This is a genomic window from Nocardia sp. NPDC051756 (assembly GCF_040681495.1).
GTDB lineage: Bacteria > Actinomycetota > Actinomycetes > Mycobacteriales > Mycobacteriaceae > Nocardia.
On sequence record NZ_JBFAYV010000003.1, the window covers coordinates 523,769 to 539,257 of the forward strand.

The window sequence follows — 15,489 nt, forward strand, 5'->3', positions numbered from 1 at the left end:
ACGCCATGGCCAATCGGGCAGAATTGGTTTGGCTATGGAGCCAATCAATGTCGCCGAACGCCTCGGGCGCTGGTCCGCGGGGCGGGGCGCGCTGTACGCGTTGCTGGCCGCGCGACTGCGCCGCCTGATCGATGACGGCGAATTGCCCGCGGGCACACCGCTGCCGCCGGATCGGGTGCTGGCGAGCACGCTGGCGGTGGGACGCAGCACCGTGGTCGCCGCCTACGATCTGTTGCAGTCGGAGGGCAGGATCGTCCGACGCCAGGGCAGCGGAACCCGGGTGGCCGGGAATCCGCTCGCCCGCCCCACCGACACCACCAGCGCGCCGGTCTTTCTCGATCTGCTCGAGCCGCGGCCCGACGTGATTCCGCTGGCCTGCGCCGCGCCGGACACCCCGCCGGTGGAACTGACCGAGTGCTACGCCAGGATCCTGCCCGAGCTGGCGGCGACGACCAGCGATATCGGGTACTACCCGACCGGACATCCGCGGCTGCGGCACGCGATCGCCGAGTACTACCGGACCCGTGGTGTGCCAACTACTTTCGAACAGGTACTGGTCACCACCGGTGGACAACAGGCGCTTTCGCTGCTGGCCCGGTGCTTTCTCCAGCCCGGCGATCGGGTCCTGATGGAATCGCCCAGCTCTCCGCCCGCACTCGAAGCGTTCCGCGCGGAAGCGGCAGTGATCGAAGGGCTTTCGCCCGGGCTCGCCGGATTCGCCGCGGCCGCGCGGGAGCATCGTCCCGCGCTCGCCTATGTGATCCCCACTTTTCAGAATCCGACCGGGTCGGTGCTGCCACCGTCGATCCGGCGCAGATTGGCGGAAACCGCAGCGACGCAAGGTGTTCCGATCATCGAGGACGAGGTACTCGCCGAACTCGGCTTCCCCGGTTTCCGCACGCCGCCACCGCTGGCGGCGCACTCGGACGCCGTGATCACCGTCGGCTCACTGAGCAAGACGGTGTGGGGCGGACTGCGCATCGGCTGGGTGCGGGCCGCCGCGCCGACCATCGCCCGGCTCGCCCGGATCCGCGCGGTGCACGACCTCGGCGGCGACGTGCCCGCGCAGTTGGCGGCGGCCGAACTGGTGCCGCGCCTGGCCGCCGTCTGCGCGCGGCTCGCGCCGGAACGGAAGGTCAGGCACGACCACCTGCGCGCGGAACTAGCTCGGCTACTGCCCGATTGGGTCGTGCCGGAGGTCGCGGGCGGCCAAACCCTGTGGGTGCGTTTGCCATACGGCGACGGCACCTCGTTCGCCCAAGCGGCGCTGCGCCACGGAGTCGCGATTCTGCCTGGCAGCGGGCTGGATTCGACCGGCGGCAGCGCGGACCACGTCCGCCTGCACTTCCTGCATCCGACCGAGACGCTCACCGAGGCGGCCCGCCGCCTGACCGAGGCATGGCGCACCTACCGGCCGCCGGCGCAGGTTGTTCCGTCGCCGCCGGCCCTCGCCATGTAGGAACTGTTAGGCCACAACCGTTTCCGCGAGCCGCGCGGTGATGAGCGCTTCGGCCTCGCTGACCATGCGGGTGATCAGCTCCGCGCAGGTCGGGATGTCGTGGATGAGGCCCTGGACCTGGCCCGCACTCCAGATGCCCGCGTCGAGGTCGCCCTCTTCGAAGACGCGACGGCCGCGCGCACCGGCGACCAGGTCGCGCACGTCCTCGAAAGTGCCGCCGGCCTTTTCGATTTCGACGACCTTGCGGCTGATCTCGTTGTCCGCGACGCGGGCGGTGTTGTGCATGGTGCGGAAGATCAGCTGGGTATCGCGCTCGGTGTGCGCGACGATCTGTTCCTTGACCTTCTGGTGCACCGCCGACTCCTGGGTGCACAGGAAACGGGTGCCCATGTTGACGCCGTCCGCGCCCAGGGCGAGTGCGGCGACCAGGCCGCTGGCGTCGGCGAATCCGCCGGACGCGATCATCGGAATGTCCAGCACCCGTGCGGCCGCGGGGATCAGGATCAGGCCGGGCACGTCGTCCTCGCCGGGGTGGCCCGCGCATTCGAAGCCGTCGATGCTGACGCCGTCGACGCCGATCCGCTGCGCCTTCAACGCGTGCCGCACGCTGGTGCACTTGTGCAGCACCTTGATGCCCGCGTCCTTGTAGTACGGCAGGAACGGTTCCGGATTGCTGCCGGCCGTTTCGACGATCTTGACGCCGCTGTCGATGATCGCCTGCACGTACTCCGCGTACGGCGGCGGGTTGATCGACGGCAGGATGGTGACGTTCACGCCGAACGGCTGATCGGTCAGCTCCCTGGTGCGTTCGATCTCGCGGCGCAGGTCGTCCGGGGTCGGCTGGGTGAGCGCGGTGATGAAACCGAGCCCGCCCGCGTTGGCGACGGCCGCGACGAGCTCGGCCCGGCCGACCCACATCATGCCGCCCTGCACGATCGGGTGTCGCACACCGAAGGTCTCGGTGAACCTGGTCCGCAGCATTGCGCTCTCCTCTGCCTCGCCCGGGCGTGCCAGTTCGCCCGAAGAACCTGAATAGTGACACGAGGATCCACCGAGGTTCAACCCATAAGTAAGCCGACATTCGCATCTGTTCGACGCAATACAGCGCTTGTTGCTGCGCCTAAGCAACTGAAAGTCCCTACAAAACATCAGTTGAGGCGGGGTTTACCGGTCTCGACGTTCACCCTGTCCAATTAACGGCGGTTCATCTCGCGACCCCTTGCCGTCCGCATAAGTTAGTTGATATTCTGCGCTCAGTTCAGCCCGTCACAGCGGTCGGCCATCCCCGGCGGACGCACGTGCCGGGCCGAGAGGAGTTCGTGGCATGACCAACCGTGTGCAGGCGCTCGACGAGCCGCTGAGGTCTCGGCGTAATCACTGGAACAACCAGATCGCCGTGCACGCGCAGATGCGCCCGGACGCGGTCGCGCTGCGGTTCCGCGACGCCGACACCACCTGGCGGCAACTGCACGAGCGCTCGCTGAGGTTCGCCGACGCGCTCGCCCGCCGCGGCGTCGGCTTCGGCGACCGGGTGCTGATCCTCGCACTGAACTACCCCGAATACGTCGAGGCGGTGTTCGGCATCAACGCGCTCGGCGCCATCGCGGTCCCGGTCAACTTCCGGCTCACCCCGCCCGAGGTCGCCTACATCGTCAGCGACAGCGGCGCGAAGGCGATCGTCACCGACACCGTGCTGCTGCCGCTGGCCACGGCCGTGCAGGCGCAATCCGCCACGCTGGAAACATGTTTCGTGATCGGCGGGCCGAGCGCGGACGGCGTGCTCGGCTTCGACGACGTGCTCGCCGAGGGCGGCGAACCGCACACCCCGCTCGACATCCCCGAAGACACCCCCGCGCTGATCATGTACACCTCGGGCACCACGGGTAGCCCGAAGGGCGCGATCCTGTCCTACGCGAACATGAATTCCCAAGCGCTGACCGTCATCCGGGCGCTGGCGACCGAACAGAGCTCGATCGGGTTCTGCACCTCGCCGCTGTTCCACATCGCCGGACTCGGCAGTCTCGCACCATGTTTCCTGCTCGGCGCGAAGACCGTGCTGCATCCGCTCGGCGCGTTCGATCCCACCGAATTCCTCGACGCGGTCGAGCGGGAGCAGGCCACCAGCGCGTTCTGCGTGCCCGCGCAGTGGCAGGCCATCTGCGCCGAACCGCGGGTGAAGGAGCGCAAACTCGCGCTGACCGCGCTCAGCTGGGGCGCCGCGCCCGCCTCCGACACGGTGCTGAAGGCGATGGCCGACTGCTTCCCGAACGCGTTCAATGTCGCGGTGTTCGGGCAGACCGAGATGTCGCCGATCACCTGCGTGCTGGAGGGCAAGGACGCGCTGCGCAAGCTCGGCTCGGTCGGCAAGCCCATCCCGACCATCCAGACCAGGATCGTCGACGACGAGATGAACGACGTCGCGCCCGGCGAGGTCGGCGAAATCGTCTACCGCGGACCGACACTCATGCAGGGCTACTGGAACAAGCCCGAGGCGACGGCGGAGGCGTTCGCCGGCGGCTGGTTCCACTCCGGCGACCTGGTCAGCCAGGACGAGGAGGGCTTCATCTGGGTGGTGGACCGCAAGAAGGACATGATCATCTCCGGCGGCGAGAACATCTACTGCGCCGAAGTGGAGAACGTGCTGTTCGCGCATCCGAAGATCCGCGAGGCCGCGGTGATCGGGCGCGCGCACGACAAGTGGGGCGAGATGCCGGTGGCCGTCGTCGCGCTCAACACCGCCGAGGACGAGCTGACCTTGGCCGAGCTGACCGCGTTCCTCGACGCGAACCTGGCGCGCTACAAGCATCCCAAGGATCTGGTGCTGGTCGCCGAGCTGCCGCGCAACGCCAGCGGCAAGGTGGTCAAAGTTCAACTGCGCAAAGATTATTCATCCTGAGCGCGATAGCCTGACGTAGGGTCGGGGGATGGCGATCCCCCGAATCCGCGCGGCCGTACTCGCACTGCACTGGCAGGTGAATGTGATCGAGCCGGACGGCTTCTTCGGGCCCATGCTCGCCGAGCCGGTCGCCGCCAGCGGCGTCGTCGCGCGTGCGGTGGATTTCCACAAAGCCGCCGCCGCGCAAGGCTTTCCGGTGATCTTCACCCGGTTCACCATCCCGGTCGGCGAGGGCGAACTGGTGCGCAATACCGGTTTCATGCGATCGGTCGGCGCGGCGCAGACCGAGTTCCGGCCGGATTCGGCGGGCAGCCGGCTGATCGCGGAGATGGACGGGCTGGCGAGCGAAGTGTTCGACAACCAGAAGCTGTCCGGGCTGGCGGGTAATGCACTGGCTCAGTGGTTCACCGAGCAGAACATCGACACCTTGTTCGTCACCGGGGTCGCGACCAACCTGACGGTCGAGCAGACCGCAAGGCACGCCACCGATCTGGGTTTCACCGTGCACCCGGTGTCCGACTGCGTCGCCGCGGCGAGCGTGGCAGCGCACGAGGCGGCGCTGGCGAATCTCGAACTCGTCAGCGCCGGTTCGCTGACCGCCGCGCAGGCGCTGGAGCTGCTGGTCCGCCGCTGATCTTGGTCCCGGCGCGTAGCCGCGTGCTTGAATGGGAACTGGCAACATGACAGCTACGGCCGAATCACGCTGCACCTGCGCCGATTCGGCCGCTTCGCCTAGAGATCAGGAGCCAACTCGGTGAAATTCCTCCACCTGACGGCCGTCGCCGCGACCGCCTTCGCGGTAGTGGCCTGCACGGCCGGCTGCGGCGGCAACAACGAGACGGACCACTCGGCCCACGCCATTTCGACCGCCCTGCAAGCACCCTCCGCCGCCGTCAACCCCACCTCGGCCGTCGCCACCTCCCCCGGCCACGCCACGTCCCCCGCGATCGCCACCTCCCCCGCTGCCGCCGTGGCCGACGTCGACTGCGGCCCGGTCACCGACGCGGGCGGCGGCACCCGCACCGTCATCGCCGTCGGCACCCCGGCCGGCCGGGTCGGCTGCACGGAAGCGATCAACGTCGCGACGAAATACGCGACCACGGTGAGCAATACCGACGCCCAGACCATCGAGGGCTGGCAGTGCAACGCCCAACCCGACCCCGCCACCCCGTCCAAGTGCACCAAGGACGGCTTGATCATCGGCCTCCGCGCCAGCTGATCCACCGATCGAACGCCGGGCCCCGCGCTTCAGCCGGGCCCGGCGTTCTGCGCTCTGCCCGGATCGCGCTTCAGTTCGCCTGCACCGCGCGGGCCAGGACGGCGTCGTAGTCGTGGCTGGCGATGACCTCGATGTCGGCCGGAAGGGCGTGCAGTCGTTGGATGGTGCGGAACGCGGCGTCGCGGTCGGCGTCGAAGAGGTTGCCGGGCATCGGGGCCTTCTCCCGGATCAACTTGACCTGCAAGGTGTTCCAGACGGCGTCACCGGCCAGCAGGACCCGGGTGCCGTCGTCCACCGCGAGCAGCACGCCGATGCTGCCGGGGGTGTGACCCGCCAGATCGACGAGGACGACCGAGCCGTCACCGAACACGTCGTGGCTGCGCGGGAAGGTGAGCACGGGCGGGCCGTCTAGCTCGACCGGCGCGATGGACTGGCCGCGCAACGGTTCCCGGATGACGCCGATCGGCGCGGTCGCGCCGTGCATGGCCCACGCGTATTCGACCGCGGGGACCCGGAGTTCGATCGAATCCGGCAATTCGAGCAGGCCGGCGACGTGGTCCCAGTGCAGGTGGGTGGCCAGGGTGAAGTCGATGTCGGCGGCGGTGAGGTCGCGGGCCGCGAGCGCGTTGCTCAGTCCGAGCACCGGCTTGTCCGGCGCCACCAGTTTGCCGACCGGGAACGGATGCCCCGGCAGGACTCGGGTGTGCACGTCGGCGCAGATCGCCGGGTCGACGAGAAACCGCGCCTGCGGATGCTCGACCAGAAACGCACCCATCGACATCGGCAACTCGCGCAGGCTGCGCACGCCCTCGGCGACGATGATGGCCGGCGCGGCCATCGTGGCCTGCGGCAGCGCGATCAGCCGGACGGTCGCGGTGGCCTTCGGCGCGGGCGCGGAAGCCAGACCGGCGAGAAACGCCCGGTCGGGTCGGCGTGGACGGAGCAGTCGGCCCGGCGTGGCGGCCAGTGCGGCGCAACACCGCGCCAGCGTGCCGAGGGTTCCTGGGCGTCCATCGGCCGGCCGTGCGGAGTTTTCGCTCACCTCGCCACGGTAGGCGATCGGCCAGGTCGGCGCAGGCCACGCAAAAGACTCTTCTCCATAGTGCGATATCTCGGCATAATCGCGGGGGGTACCTGGGCGGTAGAGACGAGCCGCCGATTCGGGGGTAGCTGCGTCTCGGAATGGATCGGAGCTCGATGGTACGCAGTCGTGCGGCGCTGACGACCACGGCGGTGACGGCCGTGGCCGAGCTGCTCGGCGTCGACGCGACCGCCGTCTGCACCGACGCGCCGTTCGCCGACCTGGGCCTGAGCTCCACTCAGCTGGCCCGGCTGACCGCGCGGCTCGAGGATGCCATGGGGTTCGAGGTCTCGTTGACCGCGATGTACGACTACCCCGACATAGACCAATTGGTCGAGTATCTCGCGATGCGATGACCGGGGTATCCATCGTCGGGATCGGCTGCCGGGTGCCGGGAGCCGACGGCGGCGACGAATTCTGGCGGCTGCTGCTCGCGGGCCGCGACGCGACCGGGCCGCCGCCGGCCGGGCGACTCGGCGCACGACGCGGTGGATATCTGGCCGGCATCGACGCGTTCGACAACGAGTGGTTCGCCCTCACCGAGCGGGAGACCGCGCTGATGGATCCGCAGCAGCGGCTGGCCATGGAGGTCGCGGTCGAGGCCCTCGACGACGCCGGAATCGGTTACCGCACAAGGGGTTCCGGTGCGGCGGTGGTATTCGGCGCGTGCGGTTACGACCACGGCGTCACCGTGCTCGGGCGGGACGGTTTCGACGCGCCCTACGCGGTCACCGGTTCCGCGCTCGGCATCATCGCCAATCGCCTGTCCTACGTGCTGGATCTGCGTGGACCGAGCCTGGTGGTGGACAGCGCGTGCTCGTCGTCGCTGGCCGCCGTCGACCTGGCGGTCCGGCTGGTCGCCGACGGCACGGCACCGTTCGCGATCGCCGGCGGGGTCAATCTCCTGCTGCTGCCGCATGCCTCGAACTACCTGGCGGACGGCGGTTTCCTGGCCGCCGACGGACGCGCGAAGCCGTTCGACGCGACCGCCGACGGGTACACCCGGGCGGACGGCTGTGCGGTGGTGATCCTGCAACGCACCGAAGACGCGGTGCGCGAAGGCAATCGGGTGTACGCGGAGATCGCCGGGACGGCGGTCGGTTCGGATGGCCGCTCCAACGGGCTGCGTGCGCCGAACGGCCGGGCGCAGCAGGAGACGTTGCGCGCCGCCTGGTCCCGCGCCGGGCTCGATCCGCGGACCGCCGGATATTTCGAATGTCACGGCACCGGAACAGCATTGGGCGACGCGGTGGAGGTCGGCGCGCTGGCCGCCGTGGTCGCACCGGAGTCCTCGGCGCATACCGAGCCGATCTGGATCGGCTCGGTGAAGTCCGCGATCGGGCATCTGGAAGCAGCCGCGGGCGTCATCGGGTTGATCAAAGCGGCGTTGTCCATCCACCACGGCGTCATCGCGCCGATGCCCGGCGTCGAGACGGAGAACCCGCTGCTGAAGTTGGCCGAGCGTGGACTCAGGGTGCCGACCGCGGCCGTCGACTGGAGCACGGTCCCGCTGGGCGAACGTCGCGCGGGGGTCAGCTCGTTCGGCTTCGGCGGCACCAACGCGCACGCGGTACTGCGCGGTGTCGAGCTGCCGCGAGCCGTCCGCGGGGACGATCCGCCGGTGTTGATCTCGGTCACCGGTCGCGATACCGCGGAGCTGAGTGCCGAGGCAGGCCGGTTCGCCGAGCGCCTCGCGGCCGGTACCGAATCGCTGCGCGAGTTCGCCTCCGCCACTACACGATTGCTGCCGCAGCGAACTCGGGCCTGCGTGCTGGTGCGGGATCGTGGCGACGCGATGAAGCAGCTCCACGCTGTCGCGCACGGTGATTCGAGCGCGGCGGTGATCGGGCCGTCGGCGACCCGGCGACGGGGTGGGGTGCTGTTCCTGTTCGCCGGGCAAGGGGGACAACATCTCGCGATGGGGCGCGCGCTGGCCGCGCGGCACAGTGGGTTCGCCGGCGCGTTGGCCAAGGTCGCCGACGCGATCGTCGCGGCGGACGGCCCGCGGGTCTGGACGCCGCGACACGGCTTCGCGCTGACCCCCTCGGGCAACGGAAATGGTTCGCGCGCGCTCGCACTCGTGCCGCCTGCCCTCTTCGCGTTCCAGGTGGCGATGGCGGAACTGCTGGCGGCGTGGGGCATCCGGCCGGACGCGGTGACGGGGCACGGGCTCGGTGAGATCGCCGCGGCCGCCGTCGGTGGCGCGTTGTCGCTGGCCGACGCTGCGCTGATCGTGGTGCGGCGCAGCCGGATCGTGGCCGCACCGGCCGATCGAACGGCCATGGCGCTGCTGGCGGCGGCGCCGTTCGAGGCGGCGAAGCTGGTGGAGCCGATGCGGGCGCAGGTCGGCATCGCGGCGGTCAATGGTCCACGGTCGGTGGTCGTTTCCGGGATTCCGCGCTACATCGATACGCTCGTCCGGCGGGCCAAGCGTCGCGACATGTCGGCGTCCAGGATCGCGGACGACGCCACCGCATACAGTCCGCTGGTCACCCCGGTGCCGCCCGAATTCGTCGAAGCGCTGGCGGATCTGAAGCCGACTACACCGCACATTCCCCTGTACTCCACTGCGCGTCGCGCGGAATTGATCACCACGGCAGCGATGGACGGCGCCTATTGGGCCGAGAATGCCTCGGGGACCGTCGAACTCGCGGCCGCGCTGGAACACGCAGCCGAGGACGGCCTCTCGACTGTGCTGGAGATTTCGCCGCATCCCGTGCTGACCCCTGCTGTCCGTGCGTATCCCGAGTTCCGCGCCGCGACGCATCCGGTGGCGACCCGCGACGACGAGGCGGGCGCGTTTCTCACCTGCCTCGCCCAGCTCCACCTCGAAGGCCGGCCGGTCGATTGGTCCGCCCAGGGACCGTTCAGCACCCCACCACGGCGCACGTGGCGCAAGCGCAAGTTCCCGCTGATCACCTCCGCGGCAGAGCCGGATACCAACGAAACCGTCTTCCCCCCTGACGATCTCACCGAGCACGTGATCCACGGCGCACCGATCGTGCCCACGGCGTTCTGGCTGCGCAGGCTGCTGCATCTGGCGCGCGCCACGGTGCTCACCGATTTCATGGTGCACGAACGGACCGCGCTCGCGGCGCTGCCGGAGGTCGGCTATCGCACGGACGGCGACGGAAGCGTACGGGCGGAGGTCACGGAGTCCGCAGCGCTGGCATCGGCGCGTCCCGCCGGTGACCCCACACCCGCGGATATCGTCGCATGGATGCGGGTGGTGGATGCCAATCGGGCCGGGCGACACCGGATGCGGCTGGTCGCGCCCGCCGCGTTCTATGCCGAACTGCACCGGTTGCGGCTGGAGTACGGGCCGCGGTTCCGGGTGCTGCGCGGCATCGCGACCGGCCCGGACAGTGCGCTCGGCCTGTTCGACGTCGCCGAATTGCACAGCACCGCAACGCTGAGCGGTTGCCTGCAATTGCTCACCGCGACCGTCTATGACGAGGTGCCCGCCGACGTACTACCGCTGCCGGTCGGTATCGCCTCCGCGTGGTTGTCCGCTGAACCGAATCGGACTGTCCTCGAGGCGCATGCGTTCGTCCGCGAGCGCACCGCCACCGGGCTCACCGGCGACGTTATCGCTACCGACCAGCACGGGGTGCCGTGTCTCGCGCTGTCCGGCGTGCGAATCCGGTTCGTGGGATTGGATTCTCCGGCGCGTTCTACCGTCGCACCACGAAAAGCCGATCGCCCCATGCCTTTCCGCGAGGAGACATGGCAGGCTGTCGATCCCGAGTTCGTCGCCCTCGACGATCCGGGCAACCGGATGGCCGAGCGTGCCTTGGTGATCGGCGATTCGGACCTCGCCATCCGGTTGGCCGACGCGCTGGCGGGCACCATCCCCACCGACCGGGTCCCGCGCGAGCCGGATGCGCCGCGGCCGCTCATCACCGACCTGCCGCTGGGTGACACTAGCAACGCACGCACCGCGGTGGTCCTGGTATGGCCTACCGAAACAGGCTCGTCGGCAACGCACTCCGACCCCATCGGGCCGGGCAGGAGCGCCGCCGCGACCACCTGCCGTGTCCTCGATCTACTCCAGCGCGTGCACGCCGAGGCCGGCACTGCGTCCTTGACGGTAGTCCTGCCGGAACCTATGACTGTCGACCCGCACAGTGTCGATCCCGATGTCCTGGCCGCGCCCCAGGCGCTCGCCGGTCTGGTCCGCTCCCTGCAACTCGAATCCGGCCGCTCGGTGCGCCTGATCTGGACCGATGCGGATCCGCGGAACCTGGCCCTGCTCTCCCGATCCGTGGCGGAACTGCCCGACACCGCATTCGCCGACGAATTGCGCGTCTCCACAGGCAATCTCGCCGTCCGCCGCTTCACTCCCGCGCGACTCCGATCGACCTCGACCGCCATCGATGCCGCCGGAACCTACGTGGTGACCGGCGGATTGGGCACGATCGGCGCCGTCGCGGTGCGCTGGCTGCTCGATTCGGGCGCCCGCGACGTTGTGATCCTCACCCGCGCGCCCCGTCCCGTGCCGTCGCTGCTCGACGGACTGGAGGACCGGATCGTCGTGGTCCGCTGCGATACCGCCGACCGGCGCGATCTGGCCAACGCGCTCAACGACATCCGCGAATGCGGCTCGACCATTCGCGGCCTCGTACACGCGGCGGGCACGACCACGGAGGCCACCGTCGACACCACCACGCCCGGCCAGCTGACCACGGCGTTCGCCGCCAAACTGACCGCGGCGGGCAACCTGATCGAGCTGACCGCGGCCGACCCGACCGACTTCGTCCTGCTGTTCTCCTGCGCCACCGGCGCATTCGGTGCGCCCGGCCGAGCTGCCGATGCCGCCGCGAACGCCGCGATGGACTCCCTGGCCCTGACCTACCCGGGGCGGGGTGTGCTCAGCGTCGGCTGGGGTGGATGGACGACCGGTCCGAACGCGGCTGTCCGGCAGGCGGGTATCGCCGCATTCGACACCCGCCACGATGCCGCACTGCTGTCCGAGCTGCTGCGATATACCGGGACCTACCTCTCGGCAGTGGATTACGCCCCGACCGGCGACACCTCCCCCATGGCGGTGCGCCTCGCGAATCTCCTCGGCGCCGCCCTGGTCGATCGGCTCGCCGCCCACCCCAGCGAGGTCTCGTGACAGCCTGCAACCGCCTCGCCGAACGGATCGCCGAGTTGGCCACGACCCGGCCGGACGAGGTCGCCTACACCGAGCTGCGCTATCGCCTGCACGAACGGCTGCCCGCCTCGCTGACCTACGCCGGTTTGCATTCCGCCGCAGGCGAACTCGCCGAACGGCTCCGGGACGCGAGCGCGCCGGGCGACCGGATCGCCATCCTGTGCGCGCATGGACTCGACTACGCCGTCGCCTTTCTCGCCTGCCTGTACAGCAATCGCATTGCGGTGCCGCTGTTTCCGGCGGCAGGCACACGCAACAAGGAGCGACTGCTCGCGGTCTTGGCCGACGCGCGACCGACGCTCGCCCTACTGTCCCACGGCGACTCGACCCGTGCGACGATCCTCGGTCCCGTACTCGGCACCGTGGTCGAACTCGCCCCGGATATCACTGCGCCCCTGACGGATCCGCCCGCCCCGGTGATCGATCCGATCCGTGCCGATCTCGCCTATCTCCAGTACACCTCGGGCTCGACCCAGTCCCCCGCCGGCGTCCGGGTCACCCACGCGAACATGACCACGGCGCTGGAACAGCTGTGCCAAGCCCTGCAACCGACGCCGGGCAAACCCATCCTGACCTGGCTGCCGTTCTTCCACGATATGGGCCTCATCCTCGGCCTGTGTCTGCCGCTCTATTGCGGCGTACCCGGCTTGACCATGTCCCCCGCGGAATTCGCGAAACGGCCGATCCGGTGGCTGCGCGCGGTGAGCGACTACCGCGCGGGCATCACCGGCGGCCCCAATTTCGGTCTGTGCCTGACGGTTTCGTCGACCACACCAGAGGAACGCGCCGGGCTCGACCTGTCCTGCCTCGACATGCTGCTCAACGGCTCCGAACCGGTCCGGGCCGACGCACTCGCCGTATTCACCGAGACCTTCGCCGAATACGGCTTCCAGCATCGTGCGCACACGGCCGGTTTCGGCTTGGCCGAGGCGACGCTGACCGTGACCGTCGGCGACTGGCGCGCCGAACCGGTGGCACAGCACTTCGACCGCAGCGCGCTTGCCGAGGGCCGGGCGGTCCAGCTCGACCAGTCACTCGGTGGCACACCGCTGGTCGGCTGCGGCGCACCGGTCGGACAGGACGTGCGCATCGTGCACCCGGTGTCCTGCGCCGAGCTGCCCACCGGCCGGGTCGGCGAGATCTGGGTGGCCGGCGCGAACGTGTGCGACGGCTATTACGGCAGGCCCGACGCCACCGCCGAGACCTTCCACGCCACCCTGCGCGGCAGCGATGCCGACTGGCTGCGCACCGGTGACCTCGGCTTCTGGTTCGACGAGCAGCTCTACATCGCGGGCAGGCGCAAGGACGTAATCGTCGTCGACGGCCGCAACCACTTCCCGGCCGACATCGAGGCGACGGTCGAGGCCTGCGCCGTGGAGATCCGGCCCGGGCACGTGACGGCGTTCGGGCACGACGACGGGCGGCGCGAGGATCTGGTGATCGTGGCCGAGCTGCGCGTCGTCGAGGCCACCGAGCCCGCCGAACTCTCGGTGCTCGCCCGCCGGATCCGCACCGCGGTCGCGGCCGCGCACGAGGTGATGCCCGGTTCGGTGATGCTGGTCGAGCCGGGTCGCATCCCCAAGACCACCAGCGGCAAGCTGCGCCGCGGGGAATGCCGGGCCCGCTATATCGCCGGACAGCTCGCCCCGGTGGCGATGATCTGAGCCATTCCGAAACACCGTCGAGATCCCGCTGATCCGGGCCGCGGGCCGCGATGATGAGGCGCATGGCGACCGACAACATCTCCGTGCAGTGGAAAGACGAGCCGGAGGAGCACGACTACCCGGCAGCCGCCGACTACCTGGAGTTGCTGGCCGGGCCGAAGGTGGTCGGTGCCGTGGTGGACGACCTGCGCGCCGGTCCGGTCGTGTACAAGAAGGCCAAGGACATTCTGCGCGCGGCCGGGCTCGAGCTGCTGCCGCCGGAGAATTCGCATGTCCGGCGGGATCTGATCAAGATCAACAATGGTAAGTCGCTGTCGCCGATTCTGCTGGTGCGCGGCGATTTCCGCACCGGGACGCCGATGGTGATCGCCGACGGCTACCACCGGGTCTGCGCGATCCACTGGGCCGACGAGAACATCGCCATTCCGGCGAAGATCGCCGCCATGCCGTGACCTTTTCCACCCTCGCACTGGTCCTCGCGCTCGGCCTGCTCGGGCCGCTACTCGCGCTGCGCAGCTCGTGGCACGTGCCGGTGATCCTCGGCGAGGTGATCGCCGGAATCGTGTTCGGCGCCACCGGGTTCGGCGTGCTGCACAGCGCCGATCCGATCTTCACCTTCCTCGCGGACATGGGGTTCGCGGTGGTCATGTTCGTCGCCGGAACCCATGTGCCGGTGCGTGATCCGGCGGTGCGGTCCGCGCTCAGCGTCGGCGTGATCCGTGCGGTGATCGTCGGATTGCTCGCTGCCGCAGCGGGATTCGGCATCGCGCACTGGTTCGATACCGGGCACGGCGCCATGTACGCGGTGCTGCTCGCCTCCTCGTCGGCGGCGCTGGTGCTGCCGATCATCGACTCGCTCGGGCTGGCGGGCAAGCCGGTACTCGCGTTGACCGCGCAGGTGGCGATCGCGGACACCGCGTGTGTGGTGGCGTTGCCGTTGGCGATCGATCCGGATCACGCGGGTCGCGCCGCTCTCGGCGCCCTCGCGGTGGCCGCCTGCGGAGCCCTGCTCTTCGTGGTGCTGCGCTGGCTGGAACAGTCGGGTGCGCGTCGCCGGGCGCATCGGTTGTCCGAGGATCGCAAGCTCGCGCTCGAACTGCGGGTGAGCCTCGCCGTGCTGTTCGCGCTGTGCGCGGTGGCCACCCAGACCCGGGTGTCGATCATGTTGGCGGGCTTCGCCGCCGGGCTCGCGGTGGCGGCGATCGGCGAGCCGCGCCGGGTGGCCCGGCAACTGTTCGCGATCAACGACGGTTTCCTCGGGCCGCTGTTCTTTGTCTGGCTCGGCGCTCGGCTCAACCTGCGCGACTTCGGCGACCACCCGCGCCTGATCGCGCTCGGACTGGCGCTCGGGGTCGGCGCGGTGCTGGTTCACCTGATTCCGCGCCTGATCGGTCAGCCAGTTGGCTATGGGGCGCTCGCGGCGGCGCAGATCGGTGTTCCGGTCGCGGCGGTCACCGTCGGCACGGAATTGCATGTGCTGATCCCGGGGGAGGCGGCGGCGTTGATGCTCGGCGCGCTGTGCACGATCGCCGCGGCTGCGGTGGCGGCGAATCGATTGGCGGCCAAGGCGCCGGCTAAGACGACCTCGACCTGACTCAGTCTTCGGTGCGGCCGAGGAGTCGATCCGTTTCGCGCCGTTCGCGTTTGGTGGGCCGGCCGGACCCGCGGTCGCGGCGCGGCTGGGCGGCGAGGATCTCGCGCGAAGGCGGCGGCGGGCTGCGGTCGATCAAGCATTGCGCGGCGACCGGGGCGCTGACTCGCTTGGTGATGATCTGCTCGACGATCACGATGCGTTCGACGCCGCTCTGGCGGATGCGCACCTCGTCGCCGGGCTTGACCGGCTGGGCGGGCTTGGCCGCGGCGCCGTTGACGCGGACGTGTCCACCTCGGCAGGCCTCGGCGGCAGCGGATCTTGTTTTGAACAGGCGCACGGCCCAAGTCCATGAATCGACTCGGGCCTGCGTCGCGGTGCTCTTTCCGTTCGCACGGATGCCGTTTTCGGCGGGGGTCAC

The 15,489-nt window shown here is 69.6% G+C and carries 12 protein-coding genes; 9 read left to right on the forward strand and 3 right to left on the reverse strand.

The features are described from left to right. Positions 1 to 34: 34 nt before the first annotated feature. Positions 35 to 1,459 carry a PLP-dependent aminotransferase family protein gene (locus AB0M22_RS14095; RefSeq protein WP_364725393.1) on the forward strand — a complete coding sequence of 475 codons (1,425 nt, stop codon included), beginning with the start codon at positions 35 to 37 and terminating at the stop codon, positions 1,457 to 1,459. 6 nt (positions 1,460 to 1,465) lie between these two features. Here AB0M22_RS14095 and AB0M22_RS14100 read toward each other — a convergent pair whose 3' ends face one another. Beyond that, complete coding sequence (locus AB0M22_RS14100) at positions 1,466 to 2,440, reverse strand: nitronate monooxygenase family protein (protein ID WP_364725396.1); 975 nt, start codon at positions 2,438 to 2,440, stop codon at positions 1,466 to 1,468. 343 nt (positions 2,441 to 2,783) lie between these two features. Between AB0M22_RS14100 and fadD5 the strand changes: the two genes are divergently transcribed. The 3 genes from fadD5 to AB0M22_RS14115 all read left to right on the forward strand — a co-directional run bounded on the left by fadD5 (position 2,784) and on the right by AB0M22_RS14115 (position 5,574). Then, complete coding sequence (gene fadD5 / locus AB0M22_RS14105) at positions 2,784 to 4,355, forward strand: fatty-acid--CoA ligase FadD5 (protein WP_364725399.1); 1,572 nt, start codon at positions 2,784 to 2,786, stop codon at positions 4,353 to 4,355. Between the two features lie 28 nt (positions 4,356 to 4,383). Continuing rightward, positions 4,384 to 4,989: a cysteine hydrolase gene (locus tag AB0M22_RS14110; protein WP_364725402.1), complete on the forward strand. Its 606-nt coding sequence runs from the start codon at positions 4,384 to 4,386 to the stop codon at positions 4,987 to 4,989. Positions 4,990 to 5,109: 120 nt separating this feature from the next. Beyond that, positions 5,110 to 5,574 carry a hypothetical protein gene (locus AB0M22_RS14115; protein WP_364725405.1) on the forward strand — a complete coding sequence of 155 codons (465 nt, stop codon included), beginning with the start codon at positions 5,110 to 5,112 and terminating at the stop codon, positions 5,572 to 5,574. A gap of 70 nt (positions 5,575 to 5,644) precedes the next feature. Here the strand turns inward: AB0M22_RS14115 and AB0M22_RS14120 are convergent, their stop codons facing one another. Continuing rightward, complete coding sequence (locus tag AB0M22_RS14120) at positions 5,645 to 6,616, reverse strand: MBL fold metallo-hydrolase (RefSeq protein WP_364725408.1); 972 nt, start codon at positions 6,614 to 6,616, stop codon at positions 5,645 to 5,647. Positions 6,617 to 6,771: 155 nt separating this feature from the next. On the opposite strand from AB0M22_RS14120, the gene AB0M22_RS14125 reads away from it, so the two are divergent. The 5 genes from AB0M22_RS14125 (at position 6,772) to AB0M22_RS14145 (ending at position 15,071) form a co-directional block, all read left to right on the forward strand. Continuing rightward, positions 6,772 to 7,011 carry an acyl carrier protein gene (locus AB0M22_RS14125; protein ID WP_364725410.1) on the forward strand — a complete coding sequence of 80 codons (240 nt, stop codon included), beginning with the start codon at positions 6,772 to 6,774 and terminating at the stop codon, positions 7,009 to 7,011. Continuing rightward, complete coding sequence (locus tag AB0M22_RS14130) at positions 7,008 to 11,774, forward strand: type I polyketide synthase (RefSeq protein WP_364725413.1); 4,767 nt, start codon at positions 7,008 to 7,010, stop codon at positions 11,772 to 11,774. Before AB0M22_RS14125 ends, AB0M22_RS14130 begins: the two co-directional genes overlap by 4 nt. Beyond that, positions 11,771 to 13,477, forward strand: coding sequence for a fatty acyl-AMP ligase (locus AB0M22_RS14135; RefSeq protein ID WP_364725416.1), 1,707 nt, complete (start codon positions 11,771 to 11,773; stop codon positions 13,475 to 13,477). The genes AB0M22_RS14130 and AB0M22_RS14135 overlap by 4 nt, the downstream gene beginning before the upstream one ends. Before the next feature lie 62 nt (positions 13,478 to 13,539). Next, positions 13,540 to 13,929, forward strand: coding sequence for a hypothetical protein (locus tag AB0M22_RS14140; protein WP_364725419.1), 390 nt, complete (start codon positions 13,540 to 13,542; stop codon positions 13,927 to 13,929). Continuing rightward, on the forward strand, positions 13,926 to 15,071 hold the full coding sequence (locus AB0M22_RS14145; protein ID WP_364725421.1) for a cation:proton antiporter: 1,146 nt from the start codon (positions 13,926 to 13,928) through the stop codon (positions 15,069 to 15,071). Before AB0M22_RS14140 ends, AB0M22_RS14145 begins: the two co-directional genes overlap by 4 nt. A gap of 1 nt (position 15,072) precedes the next feature. Here the strand turns inward: AB0M22_RS14145 and AB0M22_RS14150 are convergent, their stop codons facing one another. Then, positions 15,073 to 15,489 carry an RNA-binding S4 domain-containing protein gene (locus AB0M22_RS14150; protein ID WP_364725424.1) on the reverse strand — a complete coding sequence of 139 codons (417 nt, stop codon included), beginning with the start codon at positions 15,487 to 15,489 and terminating at the stop codon, positions 15,073 to 15,075.